This window comes from Brenneria izadpanahii, assembly GCF_017569925.1.
GTDB classification, from domain to species: domain Bacteria; phylum Pseudomonadota; class Gammaproteobacteria; order Enterobacterales; family Enterobacteriaceae; genus Brenneria; species Brenneria izadpanahii.
In genome coordinates this window covers 5,200,213-5,223,288 of record NZ_CP050854.1, presented here as the reverse complement: position 1 = coordinate 5,223,288, position 23,076 = coordinate 5,200,213, and the positions used below count along the sequence as shown (strand labels likewise).

Sequence of the window (23,076 nt, the reverse complement as noted above, 5' to 3'; positions counted from 1 at the left end):
CAATCAGACAATCTGTGTGGGCACTCACAAGACCGTATCGGCAACGATATAAAAAAGTCTTGAAGAGTGACAACAGTAAATTCATTACGAATAAACAGTTATTAATTCTTTGAGCATAGCTTTTAATTAAGCGAATCAAACAAATCTTAAATTGAAGAGTTTGATCATGGCTCAGATTGAACGCTGGCGGCAGGCCTAACACATGCAAGTCGAGCGGCAGCGGGAAGAAGCTTGCTTCTTTGCCGGCGAGCGGCGGACGGGTGAGTAACGTCTGGGGATCTGCCCGATGGAGGGGGATAACTACTGGAAACGGTAGCTAATACCGCATAACGTCGCAAGACCAAAGTGGGGGACCTTCGGGCCTCACACCATCGGATGAACCCAGATGGGATTAGCTAGTAGGCGGGGTAATGGCCCACCTAGGCGACGATCCCTAGCTGGTCTGAGAGGATGACCAGCCACACTGGAACTGAGACACGGTCCAGACTCCTACGGGAGGCAGCAGTGGGGAATATTGCACAATGGGGGAAACCCTGATGCAGCCATGCCGCGTGTGTGAAGAAGGCCTTCGGGTTGTAAAGCACTTTCAGCGGGGAGGAAGGGGATAAGGTTAATAGCCTTATTCATTGACGTTACCCGCAGAAGAAGCACCGGCTAACTCCGTGCCAGCAGCCGCGGTAATACGGAGGGTGCAAGCGTTAATCGGAATGACTGGGCGTAAAGCGCACGCAGGCGGTCTGTTAAGTTGGATGTGAAATCCCCGGGCTTAACCTGGGAACTGCATTCAAGACTGGCAGGCTAGAGTCTCGTAGAGGGGGGTAGAATTCCAGGTGTAGCGGTGAAATGCGTAGAGATCTGGAGGAATACCGGTGGCGAAGGCGGCCCCCTGGACGAAGACTGACGCTCAGGTGCGAAAGCGTGGGGAGCAAACAGGATTAGATACCCTGGTAGTCCACGCCGTAAACGATGTCGACTTGGAGGCTGTGGTCTTGAACCGTGGCTTCCGGAGCTAACGCGTTAAGTCGACCGCCTGGGGAGTACGGCCGCAAGGTTAAAACTCAAATGAATTGACGGGGGCCCGCACAAGCGGTGGAGCATGTGGTTTAATTCGATGCAACGCGAAGAACCTTACCTACTCTTGACATCCAGAGAAGTTTGCAGAGATGCGAACGTGCCTTCGGGAGCTCTGAGACAGGTGCTGCATGGCTGTCGTCAGCTCGTGTTGTGAAATGTTGGGTTAAGTCCCGCAACGAGCGCAACCCTTATCCTTTGTTGCCAGCGATTTGGTCGGGAACTCAAAGGAGACTGCCGGTGATAAACCGGAGGAAGGTGGGGATGACGTCAAGTCATCATGGCCCTTACGAGTAGGGCTACACACGTGCTACAATGGCGCATACAAAGAGAAGCGACCTCGCGAGAGCAAGCGGACCTCATAAAGTGCGTCGTAGTCCGGATTGGAGTCTGCAACTCGACTCCATGAAGTCGGAATCGCTAGTAATCGTAGATCAGAATGCTACGGTGAATACGTTCCCGGGCCTTGTACACACCGCCCGTCACACCATGGGAGTGGGTTGCAAAAGAAGTAGGTAGCTTAACCTTCGGGGGGCGCTTACCACTTTGTGATTCATGACTGGGGTGAAGTCGTAACAAGGTAACCGTAGGGGAACCTGCGGTTGGATCACCTCCTTACCAAAAGCCTGATACAGGTTAGTGCAGTGTCCACACAGATTGTCTGATGAACGTCATGAGCAAAAGCGTCAACAAAGTACGGTGTCGTGTCCCCTTCGTCTAGAGGCCCAGGACACCGCCCTTTCACGGCGGTAACAGGGGTTCGAATCCCCTAGGGGACGCCAGCGCATCCGACCAGTCCGGTGAAAGCGGGGGTCATCCAGTAAGTCATGAAATGATTACTTACGTCATATCCTAAAGCTGATTAGCAATAGTCAGGTTTTATGATATTTGCTCTTTAACAATCTGGAACAAGCTGAAATTTGAAACGATGCGGCTGAACCTGTCTCGTAATGGGATGTGGTTTGGTTGTATCAGAGTCTCTCAAATAATCACGGCGCGAACGTGTTTTACGAAACACCTTCGGGTTGTGAGGTTAAGCGACTAAGCGTACACGGTGGATGCCTAGGCAGTCAGAGGCGATGAAGGGCGTGCTAATCTGCGAAAAGCGTCGGTAAGGTGATATGAACCGTAACAGCCGACGATACCCGAATGGGGAAACCCAGTGTGTTTCGACACATTATCATCACATGAATACATAGTGTGATGAGGCGAACCGGGGGAACTGAAACATCTCAGTACCCCGAGGAAAAGAAATCAACCGAGATTCCCCCAGTAGCGGCGAGCGAACGGGGAAAAGCCCAGAACCTGAATCAGTTTGTGTATTAGTGGAAGCGTCTGGAAAGTCGCACGACAGAGGGTGATAGTCCCGTACACAAAAATGCACAGATTGTGAGTTCGATGAGTAGGGCGGGACACGTGATATCCTGTCTGAAGATGGGGGGACCATCCTCCAAGGCTAAATACTCCTGACTGACCGATAGTGAACCAGTACCGTGAGGGAAAGGCGAAAAGAACCCCGGCGAGGGGAGTGAAATAGAACCTGAAACCGTGTACGTACAAGCAGTGGGAGCCCCACCACCAAAACACTTCCGGGCCGAAAGGCGATGCGGATGTCGAGGTGACGGTTGTCATCGCGTGTTTTGCGATGACCAACACACAAAACAAGCAGTGAGTGTTTTGGGGTGGGGTGACTGCGTACCTTTTGTATAATGGGTCAGCGACTTATATTCTGTAGCAAGGTTAACCGAATAGGGGAGCCGCAGGGAAACCGAGTCTTAACTGGGCGTTAAGTTGCAGAGTATAGACCCGAAACCCGGTGATCTAGCCATGGGCAGGTTGAAGGTTGGGTAACACTAACTGGAGGACCGAACCGACTAATGTTGAAAAATTAGCGGATGACCTGTGGCTGGGGGTGAAAGGCCAATCAAACCGGGAGATAGCTGGTTCTCCCCGAAAGCTATTTAGGTAGCGCCTCGTGAACTCATCTACGGGGGTAGAGCACTGTTTCGACTAGGGGGTCATCCCGACTTACCAACTCGATGCAAACTGCGAATACCGTAGAATGTTATCACGGGAGACACACGGCGGGTGCTAACGTCCGTCGTGAAGAGGGAAACAACCCAGACCGCCAGCTAAGGTCCCAAAGTCATGGTTAAGTGGGAAACGATGTGGGAAGGCCCAGACAGCCAGGATGTTGGCTTAGAAGCAGCCATCATTTAAAGAAAGCGTAATAGCTCACTGGTCGAGTCGGCCTGCGCGGAAGATGTAACGGGGCTAAACCATGCACCGAAGCTGCGGCAGCGACGCTTAGGCGTTGTTGGGTAGGGGAGCGTTCTGTAAGCCTGCGAAGGTGGCCCGTGAGGGTTGCTGGAGGTATCAGAAGTGCGAATGCTGACATAAGTAACGATAATGCGGGTGAAAAACCCGCACGCCGGAAGACCAAGGGTTCCTGTCCAACGTTAATCGGGGCAGGGTGAGTCGACCCCTAAGGCGAGGCTGAAAAGCGTAGTCGATGGGAAACAGGTTAATATTCCTGTACTGGGTGTTGCTGCGAAGGGGGGACGGAGAAAGCTAGGTTGGCCGGGCGACGGTTGTCCCGGTTTAAGCGTGTAGGTGGGTGTTTTTGGTAAATCCGGAACACTGTCAACACTGAGGCGTGACGACGAGTCACTACGGTGACGAAGTAACCGATGCTACGCTTCCAGGAAAAGCCTCTAAGCTCCAGGCAACACGCAATCGTACCCCAAACCGACACAGGTGGTCAGGTAGAGAATACTCAGGCGCTTGAGAGAACTCGGGTGAAGGAACTAGGCAAAATGGTGCCGTAACTTCGGGAGAAGGCACGCTGGATTTGGTGAAGTCCCTTGCGGATGGAGCTGAGACCAGTCGCAGATACCAGCTGGCTGCAACTGTTTAATAAAAACACAGCACTGTGCAAACACGAAAGTGGACGTATACGGTGTGACGCCTGCCCGGTGCCGGAAGGTTAATTGATGGGGTCAGCCTTTGGGCGAAGCTCTTGATCGAAGCCCCGGTAAACGGCGGCCGTAACTATAACGGTCCTAAGGTAGCGAAATTCCTTGTCGGGTAAGTTCCGACCTGCACGAATGGCGTAATGATGGCCAGGCTGTCTCCACCCGAGACTCAGTGAAATTGAACTCGCTGTGAAGATGCAGTGTACCCGCGGCAAGACGGAAAGACCCCGTGAACCTTTACTATAGCTTGACACTGAACCTTGAGCCTTGATGTGTAGGATAGGTGGGAGGCTTTGAAGCGTGGACGCCAGTCTGCGTGGAGCCGACCTTGAAATACCACCCTTTAATGTTCGATGTTCTAACGTGGGCCCCTGAGCGGGGTTGCGGACAGTGTCTGGTGGGTAGTTTGACTGGGGCGGTCTCCTCCCAAAGAGTAACGGAGGAGCACGAAGGTTAGCTAATCCTGGTCGGACATCAGGAGGTTAGTGCAAAGGCATAAGCTAGCTTGACTGCGAGAGTGACGGCTCGAGCAGGTGCGAAAGCAGGTCTTAGTGATCCGGTGGTTCTGAATGGAAGGGCCATCGCTCAACGGATAAAAGGTACTCCGGGGATAACAGGCTGATACCGCCCAAGAGTTCATATCGACGGCGGTGTTTGGCACCTCGATGTCGGCTCATCACATCCTGGGGCTGAAGTAGGTCCCAAGGGTATGGCTGTTCGCCATTTAAAGTGGTACGCGAGCTGGGTTTAGAACGTCGTGAGACAGTTCGGTCCCTATCTGCCGTGGGCGTTGGAAGATTGAGAGGGGTTGCTCCTAGTACGAGAGGACCGGAGTGAACGCACCACTGGTGTACGGGTTGTGATGCCAATTGCATTGCCCGGTAGCTACGTGCGGAAGAGATAACCGCTGAAAGCATCTAAGCGGGAAACTTGCCTCGAGATGAGTCTTCCCTGGGACTTTGAGTCCCCTGAAGGGCCGTTGAAGACGACGACGTAGATAGGCTGGGTGTGTAAGCGTTGCGAGACGTTGAGCTAACCAGTACTAATGACCCGAGAGGCTTAACCTTACAACACCGAAGGTGTTTTGAGAGACAAAATCGTCGGTAACGATTTTGAACGGTGCGGAGCACTGGCCCCATGGGGGTGAGTATCAGGATGATACGAATAGACTCAGAGAAGTTCAGCTTGTTCGAAGATTGGTTCTGATGGTTGCAGAGAAAACTGTAACGGTTGGGATGAAACAGAATTTGCCTGGCGGCGATAGCGCGGTGGTCCCACCTGATCCCATGCCGAACTCAGAAGTGAAACGCCGAAGCGCCGATGGTAGTGTGGGGTCTCCCCATGTGAGAGTAGGGAACTGCCAGGCATCAAATCAGGCGGAAGGCCCAGTCGAAAGACTGGGCCTTTTGTTTTGCGCGCAGTCTGGTGGGCGAACGCTCGCCGGCGCGGGACCGCGGGATTTAAACGTTGCGCGGCAACGGCCGGTAGGGACGGGCAGGACGCCGGTCATAAACGGCCGGACATCAGATAAGATAAGACGGCCTCATGCGCAAGCTGGGAGAGTTTTGGCTCGATAGATAGCAGGATACTGACAGATAGTTGTTAGGGCGTCAGAGTAAGCCACCGGCGGATAAAATCAGCTACCTGCTGAGGTTGATTGATATCTAGCTGCGGCAGTGGCGTAGAAAGGGGGCTGTCTGCGCCAATAGCGATAACATAGTCATCCAGTAAATCGCTCAACGGGCGTCCCAATGCCTGACGAAACAGTACGATCTTGTTAATTTTTTCCTGCTTGAACCCCTCCACTAAAATGAGATCGAGCGCGGAGGCATCCATCTTTTTCGTCAGTTCATGTAAATCGGGCGGCTGTTGCGCCGGTGTCTCCGTCATTAAGGCCCATCGTTGGTTGCTGACCACCATAGTTTGCTCTGCTCCGGCCTTCCGCAACTCATAACTGTCCTTACCTGGCGTATCAACATCCATATGATGATGCGTATGTTTGATTAATCCAACCCGAATACCATCGCGCTTAAGGATAGGAATGACGGCTTTTAGCAACGTTGTTTTTCCGGTGCCGCTATAAGCTGCGATAGCAAGCAGGCGAGGCTGGTCAGGATTCATGATGGCCGCCCTTGAAGAAGTGTCAGATCCTCGGGAAAATTCAGGTTACGGAATGCTTCAGGCTGATCGGCAAAGGAAACGGCAGTCGCACCGATCTGTTCCATAAAGATCATTAGTTTACGATCGCCACGGCTAAGATAATCCTCCAGTGGCTTCATAAAACGCCGATTTATTAACAGTAATGTGGGATGTTCTCGTTTACCATCAGTGGCATAGGCCGCGTTTTTTTCTTTTCGACCTTCCCATAATCGTTTTACCAAGTCCTGAGGCAGGTTGGGAACATCGCAGGGAACGAAAACCAGCCATTCTGTGTTGATGGCGGACATGCTGGCGAGTATGCCGGCCAATGGCCCGGAAAAACCATTTTGCAGGTCGCTTACTACTCTACATCCACTTTGCTGATAGACAGGAATATTTCGATTGGCATTAATAATAACCTCATCGACCTGTGTTTTCAGTCGCGACAGCACATGTTGATATAACGGCAGCCCGTTTAACTCCAGCAGGCCTTTATCACATCCGCCCATGCGGGTTGCCTGTCCGCCAGCCAGAATTACGCCAGTGATCATTTCTCGCCCCGGTTGTCTAAACCATAGGTTATTTTCTGAAAATATTTGCTGAAGACCAAGTTCTTTTCACATCTTAATAAGACTGTTATTTTTGTCATTGTATTTACATTTGAGGGTAAAAAAATGAAATGTCATCGCGTTAATGAACTGGTTGAGCTGTTGCATCCGGCCTGGCAAAAAGAGCCTGATTTAAATCTTGTACAATTTTTACAAAAACTTGCACAGGAGGCGGGGTTTGAGGGGCAGTTTAGTGAGCTGACTGATGATATCCTTATTTATCATCTGAAAATGCGTGACTCGGATAAAGAGCAGGCTATTCCAGGGCTTAAAAAAGATTATGAAGAAGATTTCAAAACGGCATTACTTCGTGCTCGTGGGATAATTAAGGATTGATACAGGCAGAAGCGTAAGTAGAACCCGGCTTACATAATCTAGTTTTGATGTCGATATCCGCACGCGTTTGTCTTACATCGTACGTTACTGGTAGTGGTTGTTATGAACAGTTCAGTTTTTAATTTTCAGACGTTGTTTCCTGAATTGATAATGGATGCCTTGTTAGACGCGGGAATACGTGTGGATTCTGGTTTAACAGCCTTAAACAGTTATGAAAACCGGGTGTACCAGTTCACGGATGAGGACCGAAAGCGTTTTGTGGTTAAATTTTACCGCCCTGAGCGATGGAATAGCCCACAAATTATGGAAGAACACGCGTTTGCGAGCGAGCTTGCCGACGATGAAGTGCCCATTGTCGCACCGTTAGCGCTTAACGGTCACACGCTCCATCTCTATGACGGATTTTATTTTGCGGTTTTCCCAAGCGTTGGCGGGCGGCAATATGAGATGGATAATGAAGATCAGTTGGAATGGGTTGGGCGTTTTTTAGGCCGAATTCATCAGGTTGGTCGTAGATCTTCATTTACGCAAAGACCAACGATAGGTTTGAATGAATATCTGCATGAACCTTATAAGCTATTGGAGGGGTGCCCGTTAATACCGGCAACTTATCGTAATGCTTTTTTACAGGCAACCAGTAAGTTAATAGATACCGTTGAGGTTTACTGGAATACTGATTGGCAATCTATTCGTCTGCACGGGGACTGTCACCCCGGTAATATTTTATGGCGTGATGGTCCTCTGTTTGTTGATTTGGACGATGCCCGTAATGGTCCGGCCATACAGGATTTGTGGATGCTGCTGCATGGCGAACGCCATGAGCAGCGGATCCAGCTAGATATTCTGTTGGAGGCTTACAGCGAGTTTGCTGAATTTCAGGACAAAGAGTTGGCATTAATCGAGCCTTTGCGAGCTATGCGGCAGGTGCATTATTTAGCCTGGATTATACGACGTTGGGAGGATCCTGCTTTTCCCCGAAATTTTCCTTGGATAAAGGATGCGGATTTCTGGCTTAAACAGACATCAATATTTACCGAACAGGTTAAGCTGCTGCAGGAACCTCCTCTGCAGCTGATGCCAATGTACTGAAATTGAATGGAGAGAGAGCGTCTTATGAAAAAACTATGGTTTGCGCTGGTTGGCCTGGTCCTGGCATTTAGCGCATCAGCGGCAGATTTTTCTAACGGTAAGCAATATGTAGAATTAGATAAATCCGCCACTCAGGAACCTCAGGTTATCGAATTTTTCTCATTTTATTGTCCGCACTGCTACCAATTTTCTCAGGTTTACCATATTCCGGAAGCGGTAGAAAAAGTGTTGCCGGCGGGAACAAAACTGACGCGCTATCATGTTGATTTTCTGGGGCAATTAGGAAAGGAGTTGACCCAGGCCTGGGCCGTGGCGATTGCGCTGGGCGTAGAAGATAAAGTAAGCCCATTGATGTTTGATGCGGTTCAGAAAAAGCAATCCGTACAGAATTCTGAAGATATTCGTAATGTATTTATTAGCGCTGGCGTCAGCGCTGAAGAATATGACGGCGCATTAAATAGCTTTGTTGTGAAGTCATTAGTGGTTCAGCAGGAAAAAGCGGCGGCGGATTTACAATTACGCGGTGTTCCCGCTATGTTCGTTAATGGAAAATATATGATCAAGAGCGATGGACTTGATACCAGCTCAATGGATGTTTATGTAAAGCAGTATGCGGAAGTTGTAAAGTTCCTGCTTGATAAAAAATAATCTATTTACGATGTAAACCACGCTGGCTATATCGGCGTGGTTGTATTCATCTATCGCAATCATTCGTTTAGACGATGAAACTGACTTTGCTTTAATATTTGTCAGATATAATTTATATCCACAAATATGAATTGTCTCTCATCGATCATCAAAAATAATATTTTTATTATAAATGCATGAAAAACATAGATATAAAAATAATGCGCCGATCTATGAACATCATGGATAATTAATTTGTTATTTCTATTCACAAACTTATCCACAGGCTGATCTTGCGGATATCCTCGCAAAAAACGACGAATATCGTGCGTTAAGGATCGTCTCTTTGCCTCAGCTATGGCATGCTTAGCAGCATGGCAGACGACAAAGATCACGACAGGCTATGACTCAGATTGCAGAAAACCCTTTAATTCTGGTAGATGGTTCCTCCTATTTGTACCGTGCATATCACGCTTTTCCTCCGTTAACAAACAGTGCCGGAGAACCAACGGGTGCAATGTATGGCGTATTGAATATGCTGCGAAGTTTGCTGGTGCAATATCATCCCACTCATGTCGCCGTGGTCTTTGATGCCAAAGGCAAAACGTTCCGCGATGAGTTATTTGAAAGTTATAAGGCCCATCGTCCCCCGATGCCGGATGATTTACGCGAACAAATAGAACCTTTGCATCGCATGGTTAAAGCGATGGGATTGCCGCTATTGGCCGTTTCCGGCGTCGAAGCCGACGATGTTATCGGCACGCTTGCGCTGCAGGCCGAAAAATCGAGTATTCCGGTTTTAATCAGTACCGGTGATAAAGATATGGCTCAGTTGGTAACGCCAAACGTTACGCTGATTAACACCATGAACAATACCATCCTGGGTCCGCAGGAAGTGTGTGACAAGTATGGCATTCCCCCTGAATTAATCATTGATTTTCTCGCGCTGATGGGCGACTCGTCCGATAACATTCCCGGCGTGCCCGGCGTGGGCGAAAAAACGGCTCAGGCTTTGCTGCAAGGGCTGGGAGGGTTGGATACGCTGTATGCCAATCTGGATAAGATCGCCGATCTGTCGTTCCGAGGATCCAAGACGATGGCGCCGAAGCTGGAGCAGCATAAGGACGTCGCCTACCTTTCCTATCAGTTGGCCACCATCAAAACGGATGTCGAACTGGAGCTGAGCTGCGAGCAGTTAACCGTCGCTGAACCGGATGTGGATGAACTGCACCGCTTATTTTCCCGCTACGAATTCAGACGTTGGCTGTCGGATGTCGAGTCCGGTACTTGGTTGCAGGGTAAAAAGAATAATCAGCCGGCGCAGAAAGTTACGGTAGCGGCTAAAGAGCGTTCCGATAAAGAGGAAAGCACCGCCGTGCTCTCTTCGGAAGGCTACGTCGTCATCCTGGATGAGAAGACGTTGCTGGAGTGGGTTGAGCGTATCAAAAAAGCGGGGGTTTTCGCTTTTGATACCGAAACCGATGGGTTGGACACGCTTACAGCCAATCTTATCGGGATGTCGTTTGCCGTGACGCCGGGCGAGGCTGCCTATCTGCCGTTGGCGCATGATTATCTGGATGCGCCGGAACAGTTGGATCGCGACAGGATTCTGGCGTTGTTTAAGCCGCTGCTGGAAGATGAAAAGCTGTTAAAGGTCGGCCAGAATCTTAAATTCGATAAGGGCGTGATGAAACGCTATGACATCGAATTACAGGGCATCGCCTTTGATACCATGCTGGAGTCTTATGTTCTGGACAGCGTCGCGGGGCGTCACGATATGGATAGCCTGGCGGATCGTTATCTTGGCCATAAAACCATCAAATTCGAAGAGATCGCCGGCAAAGGTAAAAATCAGCTTACCTTCAATCAGATCGCTCTGGAACAGGCCGGTCCCTACGCTGCGGAAGATGCGGATGTCACGCTGTATCTGCATCAGAAGATGTGGGCGAAATTACAGCAGCATGCGGAACTATGTAAGGTGTTCCAGGCAATCGACATGCCGCTGGTTCCGGTGTTATCCCGAATGGAGCGTACCGGCGTTCTTATCGATCCCAATATTTTGGCGGAACACTCGCAAGAGATCACCATTCGTTTGGGGGAATTGGAAACACAGGCCTATGAACTGGCCGGCGAAGAGTTCAACCTGTCGTCAACCAAGCAGCTACAGGGCATTCTGTACGAGAAGCAAAAACTGCCCGTGCTGAAAAAAACGCCCAAAGGGGCGCCTTCCACCAATGAGGAAGTGCTGGCTGAGCTGGCGCTGGATTATCCGCTGCCGAAGCTGATTCTTGAATATCGCGGCCTGGCAAAGCTGAAGTCGACCTACACCGACAAACTGCCGCTGATGATTAATCCGTCGACCAAGCGCGTTCATACTTCGTATCATCAGGCGGTAACGGCGACCGGGCGCTTATCCTCCAGCGATCCCAACCTGCAGAATATTCCGGTGCGTAATGATGAAGGCCGCCGTATCCGGCAGGCGTTTATTGCGCCGGAAGGGTATAGCATCGTAGCGGCTGACTATTCGCAGATTGAGTTACGCATCATGGCGCATCTTTCTGGCGATAAAGGGCTGCTGCGCGCGTTCTCTGAAGGGAAAGATATCCACCGGGCTACCGCGGCGGAAGTATTCGGTCTTGAACTCGATAAAGTGTCGTCTGAGCAGCGTCGCAGCGCTAAGGCCATTAACTTTGGTTTGATTTATGGCATGAGCGCTTTCGGGCTGTCCCGCCAGTTGAATATCCCGCGCAGTGAATCACAGAAGTATATGAATCTGTATTTTGAACGCTACCCTGGCGTTCAAGATTATATGGAGCGAACCCGCCAGCATGCCGCCGAACAAGGCTATGTCTCGACGTTGGACGGCCGGCGCCTCTATTTGCCGGATATTCAGTCGCGTAACGCCATCGCCCGCAAAGCCGCTGAACGCGCTGCGATTAATGCGCCCATGCAAGGGACCGCCGCCGATATTATCAAGAAGGCGATGATCGCTATTGATGGCTGGTTACAAAAAGACAAGCCATTAGTGAAGATGATTATGCAGGTTCACGATGAACTGGTTTTCGAGATTCATGATTCGGTACTGGAAGAGTCTAAAAGTAAAATCAAAGAGTTAATGGAAGGCTGTATGCAGCTCAATGTGCCGCTGCGGGTGGATATCGGGACCGGACGGAATTGGGATGAAGCGCATTAAGCGCCGCCAACTCCTGTAATTAAACAACAGGATCGTGTGACCAGGTTTAACTTTGTATAGTTGGTCGCCATTTTTTATGAAAGTAAACAACAAAAACCCCTTTTTTATCGTGAAAAAATAGGGTAGAGTTAGAGACGTAGGGTACAGAGGTAAGATGTTCTATCTTTCAGACCTTTTACTTCACGTAATCGGATTTGGCTGAATGTTAGCCGCCCCGGTCAGTTTTGACTGGGGCGTTTTTTATTGCGGCTATCTAACCTATAGCCTTTCGGACCGCCGCCGCGCGATGTTGAAAAACGCTTTCGGCATTTTTAATCGTACTGAGCGGTTATTTGGTAAAACCATCTGAGAAGTTAAAAGGGATGGGCGGCGTTTTTGCACGCCACATAATCCGATTATTCGCTTTCCTGCTCGTTTCCCTCTAGAGAACTGAACCAGCTATCAAGCTTCTGGCGTAGCTTATCCACGCCCAATTTTTTCAGTGAAGAAAACGCCTCCACCTGAATATCACCCATAAATGGCAATACCGCTTCACGCACCATGTTGAGTTGCGCCTTGCGCGCGCCGGAAGCCAGCTTGTCTGCTTTGGTCAGCAAAACCAAGACCGGAATTTGCGATTCGACCGCCCATGAAAGCATTTGCTGATCGAGATCTTTCAGCGGATGGCGAATATCCATCAGTATCACCAATCCTTTCAGGCTATTCCGTTTCTGGAGATATTCCCCTAAGGCCCGCTGCCATTTGAGCTTCATTTCCTCTGGAACTTCGGCATAGCCATAACCGGGCAGGTCGACCAGACGCACGCCTTCCGCAACTTCAAACATATTGATGAGCTGCGTTCTTCCAGGCGTTTTACTGGTGCGGGCCAGATTTTTTTGATTGGTCAGCGTATTTAATGCACTGGATTTTCCGGCGTTAGAGCGCCCAGCAAAGGCAACTTCAATACCGCTATCTGTTGCCAGGTGGCGAATATCCGGGGCGCTGATGACAAAATGCGTCATGTGGTAATTATATTGCTGGGTCACAATGATTATCTCTGTCTGGATCTATGTCTGGTTGGGGATTATACCTGTAACTGACGGTAAAGGCGGTTTTATCTGTACCTTAGGACTATGTTTATACTTTATATCGCCAAACCTATTAGGCGTAGCTTGGATTGTCCCTGAAATGACGAAAAGCATCATTGGTCGATGTGTGCTCTTTTTTATTGCCGGGCTTTCTGCTAGATTCCGCCGCAACTACCTTCACCTGTGTACCTGAGAGCGCCATTATGAACCGACCAGTTAAGGGATCTGGTGGTAACGCCACCAAACCGAAAATGAAAAGAAAAAGCCGAGAGGAATTAAATCAGGAAGCACGCGATCGGAAACGGCAGAAAAAACATCGCGGTAATGCGGCGGGAAGCCGCGCTCAGGAAACCGGACAAGCAAGTAACGCCGCCGGGCAGCGCAAGGTCGCCGATCCCCGTATCGGCAGCAAGAAGCCGGTTCCGCTTGGGATTAAAGAAAAAGCAACAACCAAGCCGAAATTTTCCGCGCCTGAAGCGAAAGCGGCCGCCCTGTCGCCAGAGGAAGAGCTGGCGCAGCTGGAAAACGACGCTCGGTTGGATGAGCTGCTGGACCGTATGGATAATGGAGAGACGCTAAGCGCCAAAGATCAAACCTGGGTCGATGAGACATTAGATCGCATCGATATATTGATGGAGCAGCTTGGAATTGAACTGGGCGACGATGACGAAGAGGAGCAAAAGGAAGATATGCTGCAACTTCTGAAGCGTAATAGTTCGAAAGACGATTTTTAATCAATGAAGTTGTTGTTCCTGCTGCTAACATTACTCGTCGCGTTTTATCTTTTTTGCCTGCTGGGCAAACTATGGCTCCTGTCGAAACGAAAGGCTCTGCTGCATCGTACGGTTTTTAAAGGGCGGCAGGCGCCGATGCCGGCGCGCTCGGCCAGAAAAAAACGCCGGGAGCATTTTTAACGTCACTATGTGACGCCCTGAAGGGGCGGGCGGGACGCCCGATAATAAAAAAGACTGGAAGGAGTGAGCATCATGTCTGAGCAGGCCGTCGACTGGGATCTGGCCCTGATCCAAAAATATAATTATTCCGGGCCTCGTTATACGTCTTATCCCACCGCGTTAGAGTTCAGCGAAAGCTATGATGAACCGGCTTTTCAGCAGGCGATCGCACGTTACCCGGACCGCCCGCTTTCGCTATATATCCACATCCCTTTTTGCCATCGGCTGTGTTATTTCTGCGGCTGTAATAAGCTGGTTACGCGTCAACGGCATAAGGCCGATGAGTATCTGAATGCGCTGGAGCAGGAAATTCGCCGGCGTGCGCCGTTATTTGCCGGACGAACGGTGACGCAGATGCATTGGGGCGGCGGTACGCCCACCTATCTGACTAAAGCGCAGATCGGCCGTTTGATGTCGCTGTTGCGCGATCAATTTTCGTTTTCCGAGCGGGCGGAGCTATCGCTGGAGATCGATCCGCGGGAAATTGAACTTGATATTATCGATCATCTGCATGCTGAGGGATTCAACCGTCTTAGCATGGGCGTGCAGGACTTTAATAAAGAAGTGCAAAGGCTGGTAAACCGCGAGCAGGATGAGTCATTTATCTTTGCGCTGATTGAGCGGGCCAAGTCGCTTGGATTCACGTCAACCAATATTGATTTGATTTACGGTTTGCCGAAACAGACGCCGGAGAGTTTTGCTTTTACTCTGCAACGCGTTGCTGAACTGAGTCCGCATCGTCTCAGCGTTTTTAATTATGCCCATCTGCCCAGCCTGTTTGCCGCCCAGCGGAAAATAAAGGAAGCGGATTTACCGACTCCGGCGCAGAAGCTGGATATTCTGCGAGAAACCATCGCCACCTTAACCCAGTCCGGTTACCAGTTTATTGGGATGGACCACTTTGCCCGCCCGGATGATGAACTGGCGATTGCTCAGCGGGCTGGGAAATTACATCGCAATTTTCAAGGCTATACGACCCAGGGAGATTGCGATCTGCTGGGCATGGGCGTGTCGGCGATTAGTATGATCGGTGATAGTTACATGCAGAATGAGAAGGTACTGAAAGTCTACTATGACAAAGTGCGCGAGCATGGCGACGCCCTGTGGCGGGGATTGCGCCTGACGCACGACGACTGTATCCGACGCGACGTAATCAAAAGCCTGATTTGTAATTTCCGACTGGATTACGCGGCGATCGAGGCGTTATACGGTATTGATTGCCGCCTCTATTTTGCTGAGGATCTACGCATGCTGGCCCCATTGGCGCAGGATGGGCTGGTCGAGATTAAGGACGCCGGCCTTGTGGTGACGGCGAAAGGGCGTTTACTGATTCGTAATATCTGTATGTGCTTCGATATCTATCTGCGGGATAAAATGCGCAAGCAGCAGTTTTCCAAAGTGATTTAAAAACAAACAGCCGCTTTGTGCGGCTGTTTTATACAGCTTTAGTCAAGATTCAGGCCTGAGATATGGCCTGAACATTAACTAAAGAAGTTAATCAGAGCGGCACACAGTATTGCTGCGATAGCCGTCTGCGGCGTATGGCTTGCCGCTGAGCCTATTTCAGCGCCGTGTGTCACCACGGAAATTAAAGAATCCAGCATAGTACTCCTCCCGAATCAGCGACACGATCATACTGCTGACTTCAGGCATGTAAAGTATAAATTAACGACAATTTCGTGCGGTAGTTTGCGTTTTTGTCATCGCCTGATTTTTAGCTAATACCGATCGTCCACGCATCGAAATACCAGGGCGATCACGGTGCGAGGCGACCTCATCACCGTGTTTGCCTGCCAAGCGGGCGGCATCGCCGTTGCTAAGACATTTACCGGTATTCTGGCAAAAAACGCAGTATGGGCTATTCCATGCCCAGTTCTTTCAGCTTCCGCGTGAGGGTATTGCGCCCCCAGCCCAGCAAACGCGCGGCTTCCTGCTTATGACCCTGCGTATGACGCAATGCCGTGGTGAGCAAGGTTCTTTCCATTTCCGGCTGCGCTTCCGCCAGCAGGTTTTGATGACCGGAGCGTAGCGCTCTGTCGGCCCACTGCGCCAACAGGGTTGCCCAACTATCCGGCAGCATATGTACTGTGGCGTCCGGCGCGGTTGTTTCAAAAAGCTCAGGAGGTAAATCCTGAATTAACACCTCTTGCCCGGCGGCCATCACGGTCAACCAACGGCAGGTATTCTCTAACTGGCGCACGTTACCCGGCCACGGCAGCCTTGTCAGCGCCGTTTCCGTTTCCGGATGAAGGTTTTTGGGTTCAACGCCCAGCTCTTTGGCGGTCGCCTGTAAGAAATAGCGCGCCAAACGAGGAATATCTTCGCGGCGTTCACGCAACGGAGGCAAATGGACGCGAATGACATTCAGGCGGTGAAAGAGGTCTTCACGGAATTTTCCTTCCTGCACCCGCAGTTCAAGATTCTGGTGCGTGGCGGCAATAATTCGTACATCGACCTTAACCGCCGCATAGCCGCCTACCCGATAAAACTGACCGTCGGCCAGCACCCGCAATAAACGCGTCTGAACATCCAGCGGCATATCGCCGATTTCATCAAGAAACAGCGTACCGCCGTCCGCTTGCTCAAACCGACCCTGACGGATTTGATTAGCGCCGGTAAACGCCCCTTTCTCATGGCCAAACAATTCAGATTCGATTAAATCTTTTGGAATCGCCGCCATGTTCAGCGCGATAAACGGCGCTTTGGCCCGCGGGCTGTGGCGGTGTAAAGCATGGGCGACCAGCTCTTTACCCGTACCGGATTCGCCATTGATTAATACGCTAATGGAAGAGCGTGAAAGACGGCCGATAATCCGGAATACATCCTGCATTGCAGGCGCTTCGCCGATGATGTCCGTTGTCGGGCCATTCATTGGCTGGTTGCGGACGGGCTGCTGTTGTTCCAAATAGTGACTGATTGCGCGTTCGACCAAGGCGACCGCTTCATCAATATCAAATGGTTTTGGTAAATAATCAAAAGCGCCCTGTTGATAAGCGCTGACGGCGGCGTCAAGATCGGAATGCGCCGTCATAATAATGACCGGCAGCATCGGATGCCGTTGTTTTATCTGCTGCAATAACGCCAGTCCGTCCATTCCCGGCATACGGATATCTGACAGCAGTACGTCCGGCGTTTGCGTCGCCAGCGCGTGCAGCGCCTGATTCCCGTTATCGAATGTGGCGCAGGTTAAGCCCGCGCCAGTGAGCGCACGCTCGAGTACCCAACGGATGGAGCTATCGTCATCGACAATCCAGACTATCCCTCGTTGCATTGTGAACCTCACTGGCGAATGGGCAGGTAAACCGAAAATTCGGTATGGCCTGGCCAACTGTTAAATTCAATTTTACCGGAGTGTTGATCGATAAGGTTGCGGGCAATCGATAATCCCAGACCGGTGCCGCCCTCGCGTCCGCTTACCATGGGATAAAACAATGTATCCTGTAATTGCGCGGGAACGCCGGGCCCGTCATCTTCAATATCAATGCGAGCGGCAAGGCGATAACGGACACCATGTAAAGTGAGCTGAAATGCGGTTCTGGTTCGTAAGGTAATGGTGCCGCCTTCCTTTCCTAAAGCCTGCAACGCGTTACGAGTGATATTCAGCAAAACCTGCTCTATCTGATCCGGATCGTGAGTAAGTTCCGGCAGGCTTGGATCGTAATCCCTTACCAGCGTTACGTTATCTGGTTTTTCCAGGGAAACCAGCTGGCATACGCGTTCCGCAACCTGATGGATGCTTTGCGTGACGTGCAGGCCGGGCTGTTGCGGGCCAAGCAGCCGGTCGACCAGATTACGCAGGCGATCCGCCTGTTCGATAATGACTTTGGTATATTCGGTCAACGTTGGATCAGGCAATGCTTTCGAGAGCAGCTGCGCGGCTCCGCGTAATCCGCCAAGCGGATTTTTAATCTCGTGAGCCAGCCCTCTGACCAAATCGCGGGCAGCTTGCTGTTGAGCCTGCTGAAGTTGTTCCTGGCTAAGGCGGCGTTGGTTATCCATCGGCGCCATCTCCAGCAGAATGAAACTGTTGGGCATCCGCTGGGCGGTGAGCGACATGATGTGCGCTTTGCCGTCTACAACAATGGTGACTTCGTTATCCGTAAAACCTTGCCCTGAATCCAGACTCTCACGCATCAAATCTATATTCAGAGAAAAATATCCCAGCAAATCTGGCAGAGGCGTACCTGATAATTTACGGGAACTCTGGGCCAATAATTGTTGCGCCGCCGGGTTGGAATAATGAATAGCCAGATCGTTATCCAATAACAATATGCTGTTTATTAAAGAATTTAGGATCTGCCCAGCATCGGGCAGCGTGCCTGTTGCCATAACGCAGACTCCCGCACCATATGAGTGCATAGTATTGTAGATTATAGATATGATGTAGCAACTTCAGAGCCCGTGGAGAAAAAAGCCCATCATAAGATGGGCTGAAAAGTTTCCACGGCAACAAAAAATTTCCAGGAGAAATTTTTAACGTCGCGCCGCGACGGCCCTCCTGATGCGACGGGCATGAACAAAACCCATCACAAAAACATAACATCAATAAATTAGCTGTCTTACGGCAGCCCGAACGTCAGCGCGATCGGACTACCGGCGGTTAAGCGCTTAGTAATTAAACGCTGTAGTACAGTTCAAACTCAACCGGATGCGGAGTCATGCGAACGCGGTCGTCTTCTGATTTACGCAGCGCGATATAAGCATCGATCGCATCATCGGTGAATACGCCGCCGCGGGTCAGGAACTCACGGTCTGCATTCAGCGCGTTCAGCGCTTCTTCCAGAGAACCGGCTACGGTTGGGATTTCGCTCGCTTCTTCCGGCGGCAGATCGTACAGGTTCTTATCCATGGCATCGCCAGGATGGATCTTGTTGATGATACCGTCCAGGCCGGCCATCAGCAGCGCGGAGAATGCCAGGTATGGGTTGGCTGCCGGATCCGGGAAGCGAACTTCAATGCGGCGCGCTTTCGGGCTGGCGACCACCGGGATACGGATGGAAGCGGAACGGTTACGAGCGGAGTAAGCCAGCATGACCGGCGCTTCGTAGCCAGGGACCAGACGTTTGTAAGAGTTGGTGGTCGGGTTGGCCAGCGCGTTGATCGCTTTGGCGTGTTTGATGATACCGCCGATGTAGTACAGCGCGGTTTCGGACAGGCCGCCGTATTTGTCGCCGGAGAACAGGTTTGCGCCGTCTTTGGACAGAGACATGTGGCAGTGCATACCTGAACCGTTGTCGCCGAACATCGGTTTCGGCATGAATGTTGCGGTTTTGCCGAAAGCATGAGCGACGTTATGGACAACGTATTTGTAAATCTGGATTTCATCCGCTTTTTTGGTCATGGAGTTGAAGCGGGTTGCCACTTCGTTCTGACCAGCGGTTGCCACTTCGTGGTGATGCGCTTCAACAACCAGGCCCATTTCTTCCATGGTCAGACACATGGTGGAACGGATGTCCTGTGATGAATCGACCGGAGGAACCGGGAAGTAACCGCCTTTGATTGCCGGACGGTGGCCTTTGTTGCCGCCTTCGTATTCTTTGTTGGAGTTCCAGGCGCCTTCGATGTCATCGATAGTGACGTGAGAGCCGGAGATGCTGCTGCCGAAACGAACGTCGTCGAACAGGAAGAATTCAGGTTCCGGCCCAAACAGTACGGTGTCGGCGATACCGGAAGAACGCAGGAAGTCTTCAGCACGTTTAGAGATAGAGCGCGGGTCGCGGTCATAACCCTGCATGGTGCCTGGTTCCAGAATGTCACAGCGGATGATCAGCGTGGCTTCTTCATAGAAAGGATCGAGGACTGCGGTGCTGGCATCTGGCATCAGTACCATGTCGGATTCGTTAATACCTTTCCAGCCGCCAATCGAGGAACCATCAAACATTTTGCCTTCTTCGAAGAAGTCGGCGTCAACCTGGTGAGCTGGAATGGTGACGTGCTGTTCTTTGCCTTTGGTATCAGTAAAGCGTAAATCAACGAACTTTACTTCATGTTCATTCAGCATCGTCAAAACGTGTTCTGCGGACATACTTGGTTCTCCCGATTGTCATTTATCGTCGTGGAACGAATATCGTTGTAGATTGATGTTGTTACCGTGAGTAGACTAAAGCTAAAAGTGTGCCAACTTTTTAAATTAATGCTATGTGTTGCCACTTGGGGCTTTCCCCTCAAGACACGCTGCACCATTATAGCTTGTAGCACCAAAATGGTGCTTTATTTGCGAACTAATGCACTAGTGTGGTGCATTAATGATCGCTTGTAGCGTTTTTGCACCGTGAAAGGGATCACAAAGTAAGCAGTATCGGGTTGTTTACGATTGATGCTTGTGATCCTGTTTAGTCTCTCGATTAATACGTGTACAATAGCGCGCTATTTCTAAATGCCTGAGGCAAAGCTGTGATCGAAAATTTGCGTAACATCGCCATTATTGCGCACGTTGACCATGGGAAAACCACCCTGGTCGATAAGTTGTTGCAACAATCCGGAACTTTCGGAGAACGTACAGAAGCAACCGAACGTGTAATGGACTCCAACGATTTGGAGAAAGAGCGTGGAATAACCATTCTCGCCAAAAATACCGCCATTAACTGGAAAGACTACCGCATTAATATCGTGGATACCCCCGGACACGCCGACTTCGGCGGTGAGGTTGAACGTGTAATGTCGATGGTTGACTCGGTGCTGTTAGTCGTTGATGCAATGGATGGCCCGATGCCGCAGACCCGTTTCGTGACCAAAAAAGCATTTGCTAATGGTCTGAAGCCGATCGTGGTAATCAACAAAGTTGACCGTCCTGGCGCCCGTCCAGACTGGGTTGTCGATCAGGTGTTCGACCTGTTCGTGAACCTGGATGCAACGGACGAACAACTGGATTTCCCCATCGTTTATGCTTCCGCATTAAACGGCATTGCCGGTCTGGATCATAACGACATGGCAAGCGATATGACGCCGCTGTTTGAAGCGATCGTCAAACATGTTGACGCGCCGAAGGTCGATCGCGACGGTCCTTTGCAGATGCAGATCTCCCAGTTGGATTACAACAGCTATGTCGGCGTTATCGGCATCGGCCGTATCAAACGCGGCGTGGTCAAACCTAACCAGCAGGTCACGATTATCGACAGCGAAGGGAAAACCCGCAACGGTAAAGTCGGTAAAGTCCTGGGCCATATGGGCCTGGAACGTATCGAAACCACGCTGGCGGAAGCGGGCGATATCATCGCCATCACCGGTTTGGGTGAGCTGAATATCTCCGATACCATCTGCGATCCCAATACGGTTGAAGCGTTGCCGGCGTTGAGCGTTGATGAGCCGACGGTAACCATGTTCTTCTGTGTTAACACCTCTCCGTTCTGTGGCAAGGAAGGGAAGTTTGTGACTTCTCGTCAGATCCTGGATCGTCTGAAAAAAGAGCTGGTTCACAACGTGGCGCTGCGCGTTGAAGAAACGGAAGATGCGGATGCGTTCCGTGTTTCCGGCCGTGGCGAACTTCATCTGTCGGTACTGATTGAAAACATGCGCCGCGAAGGGTTTGAACTTGCGGTATCTCGTCCGAAAGTTATCAACCGCGTTATCGACGGCCGCAATCAGGAACCGTTCGAAAACGTCACGCTGGATATTGAAGAACAGCACCAGGGCGCGGTCATGCAGGCCATGGGCGAACGTAAGGGCGATGTGAAAAACATGGTCCCGGATGGCAAGGGTCGTATCCGTCTGGATTACCTGATCCCGGCTCGCGGCCTGATTGGCTTCCGTACCGAATTCATGACCATGACATCCGGTACCGGTCTGCTGTACTCCACTTTCAGCCACTACGATGACGTACGTCCGGGCGATATCGGCCAACGTCAGAACGGCGTGCTGATTTCCAATGGTCAGGGTAAAGCCGTCGCGTTTGCGCTGTTCGGTCTGCAAGATCGCGGTAAACTGTTCCTGGGTCACGGCGCGGAAGTGTATGAAGGCCAGATCATCGGTATCCACTCCCGTTCCAACGATCTGACGGTAAACTGCCTGACCGGTAAGAAACTGACCAACATGCGTGCTTCCGGTACGGATGAAGCGACGACGCTGGTTCCGGCAATCAAAATGTCGCTGGAGCAGGCGCTGGAGTTTATCGATGATGACGAACTGGTTGAAGTAACGCCGCTGTCGGTTCGTATCCGTAAGCGTTATCTGACGGAAAACGATCGTCGACGCGCTAATCGCGGCGGAAACTGATTTTTCTGCCGTTTGGCGTATAACAGGGCACCTTCGGGTGCCCTGAGTTTTATTGATACACTTCGCTTTGATCTCCCCGCTGTTCAGTTTTGCCATTTCCCGTTACAGTAAAAAATCCTACGGTTACAGCAGAAGGAAAGTGCCATGCTTTATATCTTTGATTTGGGCAATGTTGTCATTGATATTGATTTCAACCGTGTATTAGGCGTATGGAGCAGGTTGAGCAGTGCGCCGCTGGCCACTCTGAAAGAGCGGTTTGTGATGGGCGAAACCTTTGAACAGCATGAATGCGGTGAAATCAGTGATGAAGCGTTTGCCGAGCAGTTATGCCATGAAATGGGCATCGCGCTGAGCTTTGAGCAGTTTTCCGCAGGCTGGCAGGCTATTTTTGTCGCATTGCGTCCCGAAGTCATCAATATCATGCAGTTGCTTCGTAAAGAAGGGCACCGGGTGGTGATCCTTTCCAACACCAATCGTTTGCATTGCGGTCATTGGCCCGTGTTGTTCCCGGAAGTGGAAGAGGCGGCAGATCGTCTTTATCTCTCTCAGGATATCGGCGCGCGTAAACCTGAAGCGGCTATCTATCACCACCTGTTGGCGCAGGAAGGGGTTACGCCGGATCAATCCATCTTCTTTGATGACAACCCCGCCAATATCGCCGCCGCTCAGGCGCTGGGTATCCGCAGCATTCTGGTTAAAGACCGTCAGGTGGTTCCGGACTTTTTTGCCGCGCAAACCGCCTCTGTCAGTGAGTAAAGTCAAACCTGGAAGGAGCGCATATTCGCTATGGCTCTTGCAGAATAATGA

Annotated in this window: 16 protein-coding genes, 1 tRNA gene and 3 rRNA genes; 13 read left to right on the top strand and 7 right to left on the bottom strand. The window is 50.8% G+C overall.

The window, feature by feature from the left end:
• Positions 1-148: 148 nt before the first annotated feature.
• The 4 genes from HC231_RS23310 to rrf all read left to right on the top strand — a co-directional run bounded on the left by HC231_RS23310 (position 149) and on the right by rrf (position 5,412).
• Positions 149-1,689, top strand: a 16S ribosomal RNA gene (locus HC231_RS23310).
• Between the two features lie 88 nt (positions 1,690-1,777).
• Positions 1,778-1,853, top strand: a tRNA-Glu gene (locus HC231_RS23305).
• 249 nt (positions 1,854-2,102) lie between these two features.
• Positions 2,103-5,113: ribosomal RNA gene (locus tag HC231_RS23300) — 23S ribosomal RNA — on the top strand.
• A gap of 183 nt (positions 5,114-5,296) precedes the next feature.
• Positions 5,297-5,412 (top strand): 5S ribosomal RNA (rrf, locus tag HC231_RS23295).
• Together the 16S, 23S and 5S rRNA genes with 1 tRNA gene alongside form the textbook arrangement of a ribosomal RNA operon.
• Before the next feature lie 236 nt (positions 5,413-5,648).
• On the opposite strand, the gene mobB is transcribed toward rrf, so the two are convergent.
• Positions 5,649-6,167: a molybdopterin-guanine dinucleotide biosynthesis protein MobB gene (mobB, locus tag HC231_RS23290; protein ID WP_208229073.1), complete on the bottom strand. Its 519-nt coding sequence runs from the start codon at positions 6,165-6,167 to the stop codon at positions 5,649-5,651.
• Positions 6,164-6,736: a molybdenum cofactor guanylyltransferase MobA gene (gene mobA / locus HC231_RS23285; RefSeq protein ID WP_208229072.1), complete on the bottom strand. Its 573-nt coding sequence runs from the start codon at positions 6,734-6,736 to the stop codon at positions 6,164-6,166. Before mobA ends, mobB begins: the two co-directional genes overlap by 4 nt.
• 123 nt (positions 6,737-6,859) lie before the next feature.
• On the opposite strand from mobA, the gene HC231_RS23280 reads away from it, so the two are divergent.
• The 5 genes from HC231_RS23280 to spfP all read left to right on the top strand — a co-directional run bounded on the left by HC231_RS23280 (position 6,860) and on the right by spfP (position 12,240).
• A complete protein-coding gene (locus HC231_RS23280; protein ID WP_208229071.1) occupies positions 6,860-7,129 on the top strand; it encodes a YihD family protein in 270 nt (89 codons plus the stop codon).
• 102 nt (positions 7,130-7,231) lie between these two features.
• Positions 7,232-8,218 carry a serine/threonine protein kinase gene (locus HC231_RS23275; protein ID WP_208229070.1) on the top strand — a complete coding sequence of 329 codons (987 nt, stop codon included), beginning with the start codon at positions 7,232-7,234 and terminating at the stop codon, positions 8,216-8,218.
• A 24-nt stretch (positions 8,219-8,242) separates the two neighbouring features.
• Entirely contained in the window at positions 8,243-8,866 is a 624-nt protein-coding gene (gene dsbA, locus HC231_RS23270) for a thiol:disulfide interchange protein DsbA (RefSeq protein ID WP_208229069.1), read from the top strand.
• A gap of 382 nt (positions 8,867-9,248) precedes the next feature.
• Positions 9,249-12,038: a DNA polymerase I gene (gene polA / locus HC231_RS23265; protein ID WP_208229068.1), complete on the top strand. Its 2,790-nt coding sequence runs from the start codon at positions 9,249-9,251 to the stop codon at positions 12,036-12,038.
• A gap of 154 nt (positions 12,039-12,192) precedes the next feature.
• Positions 12,193-12,240: a small protein SpfP gene (spfP, locus tag HC231_RS24450; RefSeq protein WP_071892919.1), complete on the top strand. Its 48-nt coding sequence runs from the start codon at positions 12,193-12,195 to the stop codon at positions 12,238-12,240.
• 193 nt (positions 12,241-12,433) lie between these two features.
• On the opposite strand, the gene yihA is transcribed toward spfP, so the two are convergent.
• Complete coding sequence (gene yihA / locus HC231_RS23260; RefSeq protein WP_425490568.1) at positions 12,434-13,039, bottom strand: ribosome biogenesis GTP-binding protein YihA/YsxC; 606 nt, start codon at positions 13,037-13,039, stop codon at positions 12,434-12,436.
• A gap of 269 nt (positions 13,040-13,308) precedes the next feature.
• Between yihA and yihI the strand changes: the two genes are divergently transcribed.
• Both yihI and hemN read left to right on the top strand, forming a co-directional pair.
• The gene (gene yihI, locus HC231_RS23255; RefSeq protein WP_208229067.1) at positions 13,309-13,839 is read left to right on the top strand and encodes a Der GTPase-activating protein YihI; all 531 of its coding nucleotides are present in this window, start codon (positions 13,309-13,311) and stop codon (positions 13,837-13,839) included.
• 252 nt (positions 13,840-14,091) lie between these two features.
• Positions 14,092-15,465, top strand: coding sequence for an oxygen-independent coproporphyrinogen III oxidase (gene hemN, locus HC231_RS23250; protein WP_208229066.1), 1,374 nt, complete (start codon positions 14,092-14,094; stop codon positions 15,463-15,465).
• Between the two features lie 74 nt (positions 15,466-15,539).
• Here the strand turns inward: hemN and HC231_RS23245 are convergent, their stop codons facing one another.
• From HC231_RS23245 to glnA, 4 genes are all read right to left on the bottom strand, one after another.
• Positions 15,540-15,662 carry a YshB family small membrane protein gene (locus tag HC231_RS23245; protein ID WP_208229065.1) on the bottom strand — a complete coding sequence of 41 codons (123 nt, stop codon included), beginning with the start codon at positions 15,660-15,662 and terminating at the stop codon, positions 15,540-15,542.
• A 254-nt stretch (positions 15,663-15,916) separates the two neighbouring features.
• Positions 15,917-17,329 (bottom strand): nitrogen regulation protein NR(I), encoded by a 1,413-nt coding sequence (glnG, locus tag HC231_RS23240; protein WP_048636756.1) that lies wholly within the window; start codon positions 17,327-17,329, stop codon positions 15,917-15,919.
• A gap of 8 nt (positions 17,330-17,337) precedes the next feature.
• A complete protein-coding gene (glnL, locus tag HC231_RS23235; protein ID WP_208229064.1) occupies positions 17,338-18,387 on the bottom strand; it encodes a nitrogen regulation protein NR(II) in 1,050 nt (349 codons plus the stop codon).
• Positions 18,388-18,673: 286 nt separating this feature from the next.
• Positions 18,674-20,083 (bottom strand): glutamate--ammonia ligase, encoded by a 1,410-nt coding sequence (gene glnA, locus HC231_RS23230; RefSeq protein ID WP_208229063.1) that lies wholly within the window; start codon positions 20,081-20,083, stop codon positions 18,674-18,676.
• A 368-nt stretch (positions 20,084-20,451) separates the two neighbouring features.
• Between glnA and typA the strand changes: the two genes are divergently transcribed.
• Both typA and yihX read left to right on the top strand, forming a co-directional pair.
• Positions 20,452-22,269, top strand: coding sequence for a ribosome-dependent GTPase TypA (typA, locus tag HC231_RS23225; RefSeq protein ID WP_208229062.1), 1,818 nt, complete (start codon positions 20,452-20,454; stop codon positions 22,267-22,269).
• 144 nt (positions 22,270-22,413) lie between these two features.
• A complete protein-coding gene (gene yihX / locus HC231_RS23220) occupies positions 22,414-23,025 on the top strand; it encodes a glucose-1-phosphatase (protein ID WP_208229061.1) in 612 nt (203 codons plus the stop codon).
• Positions 23,026-23,076 lie beyond the last annotated feature (51 nt).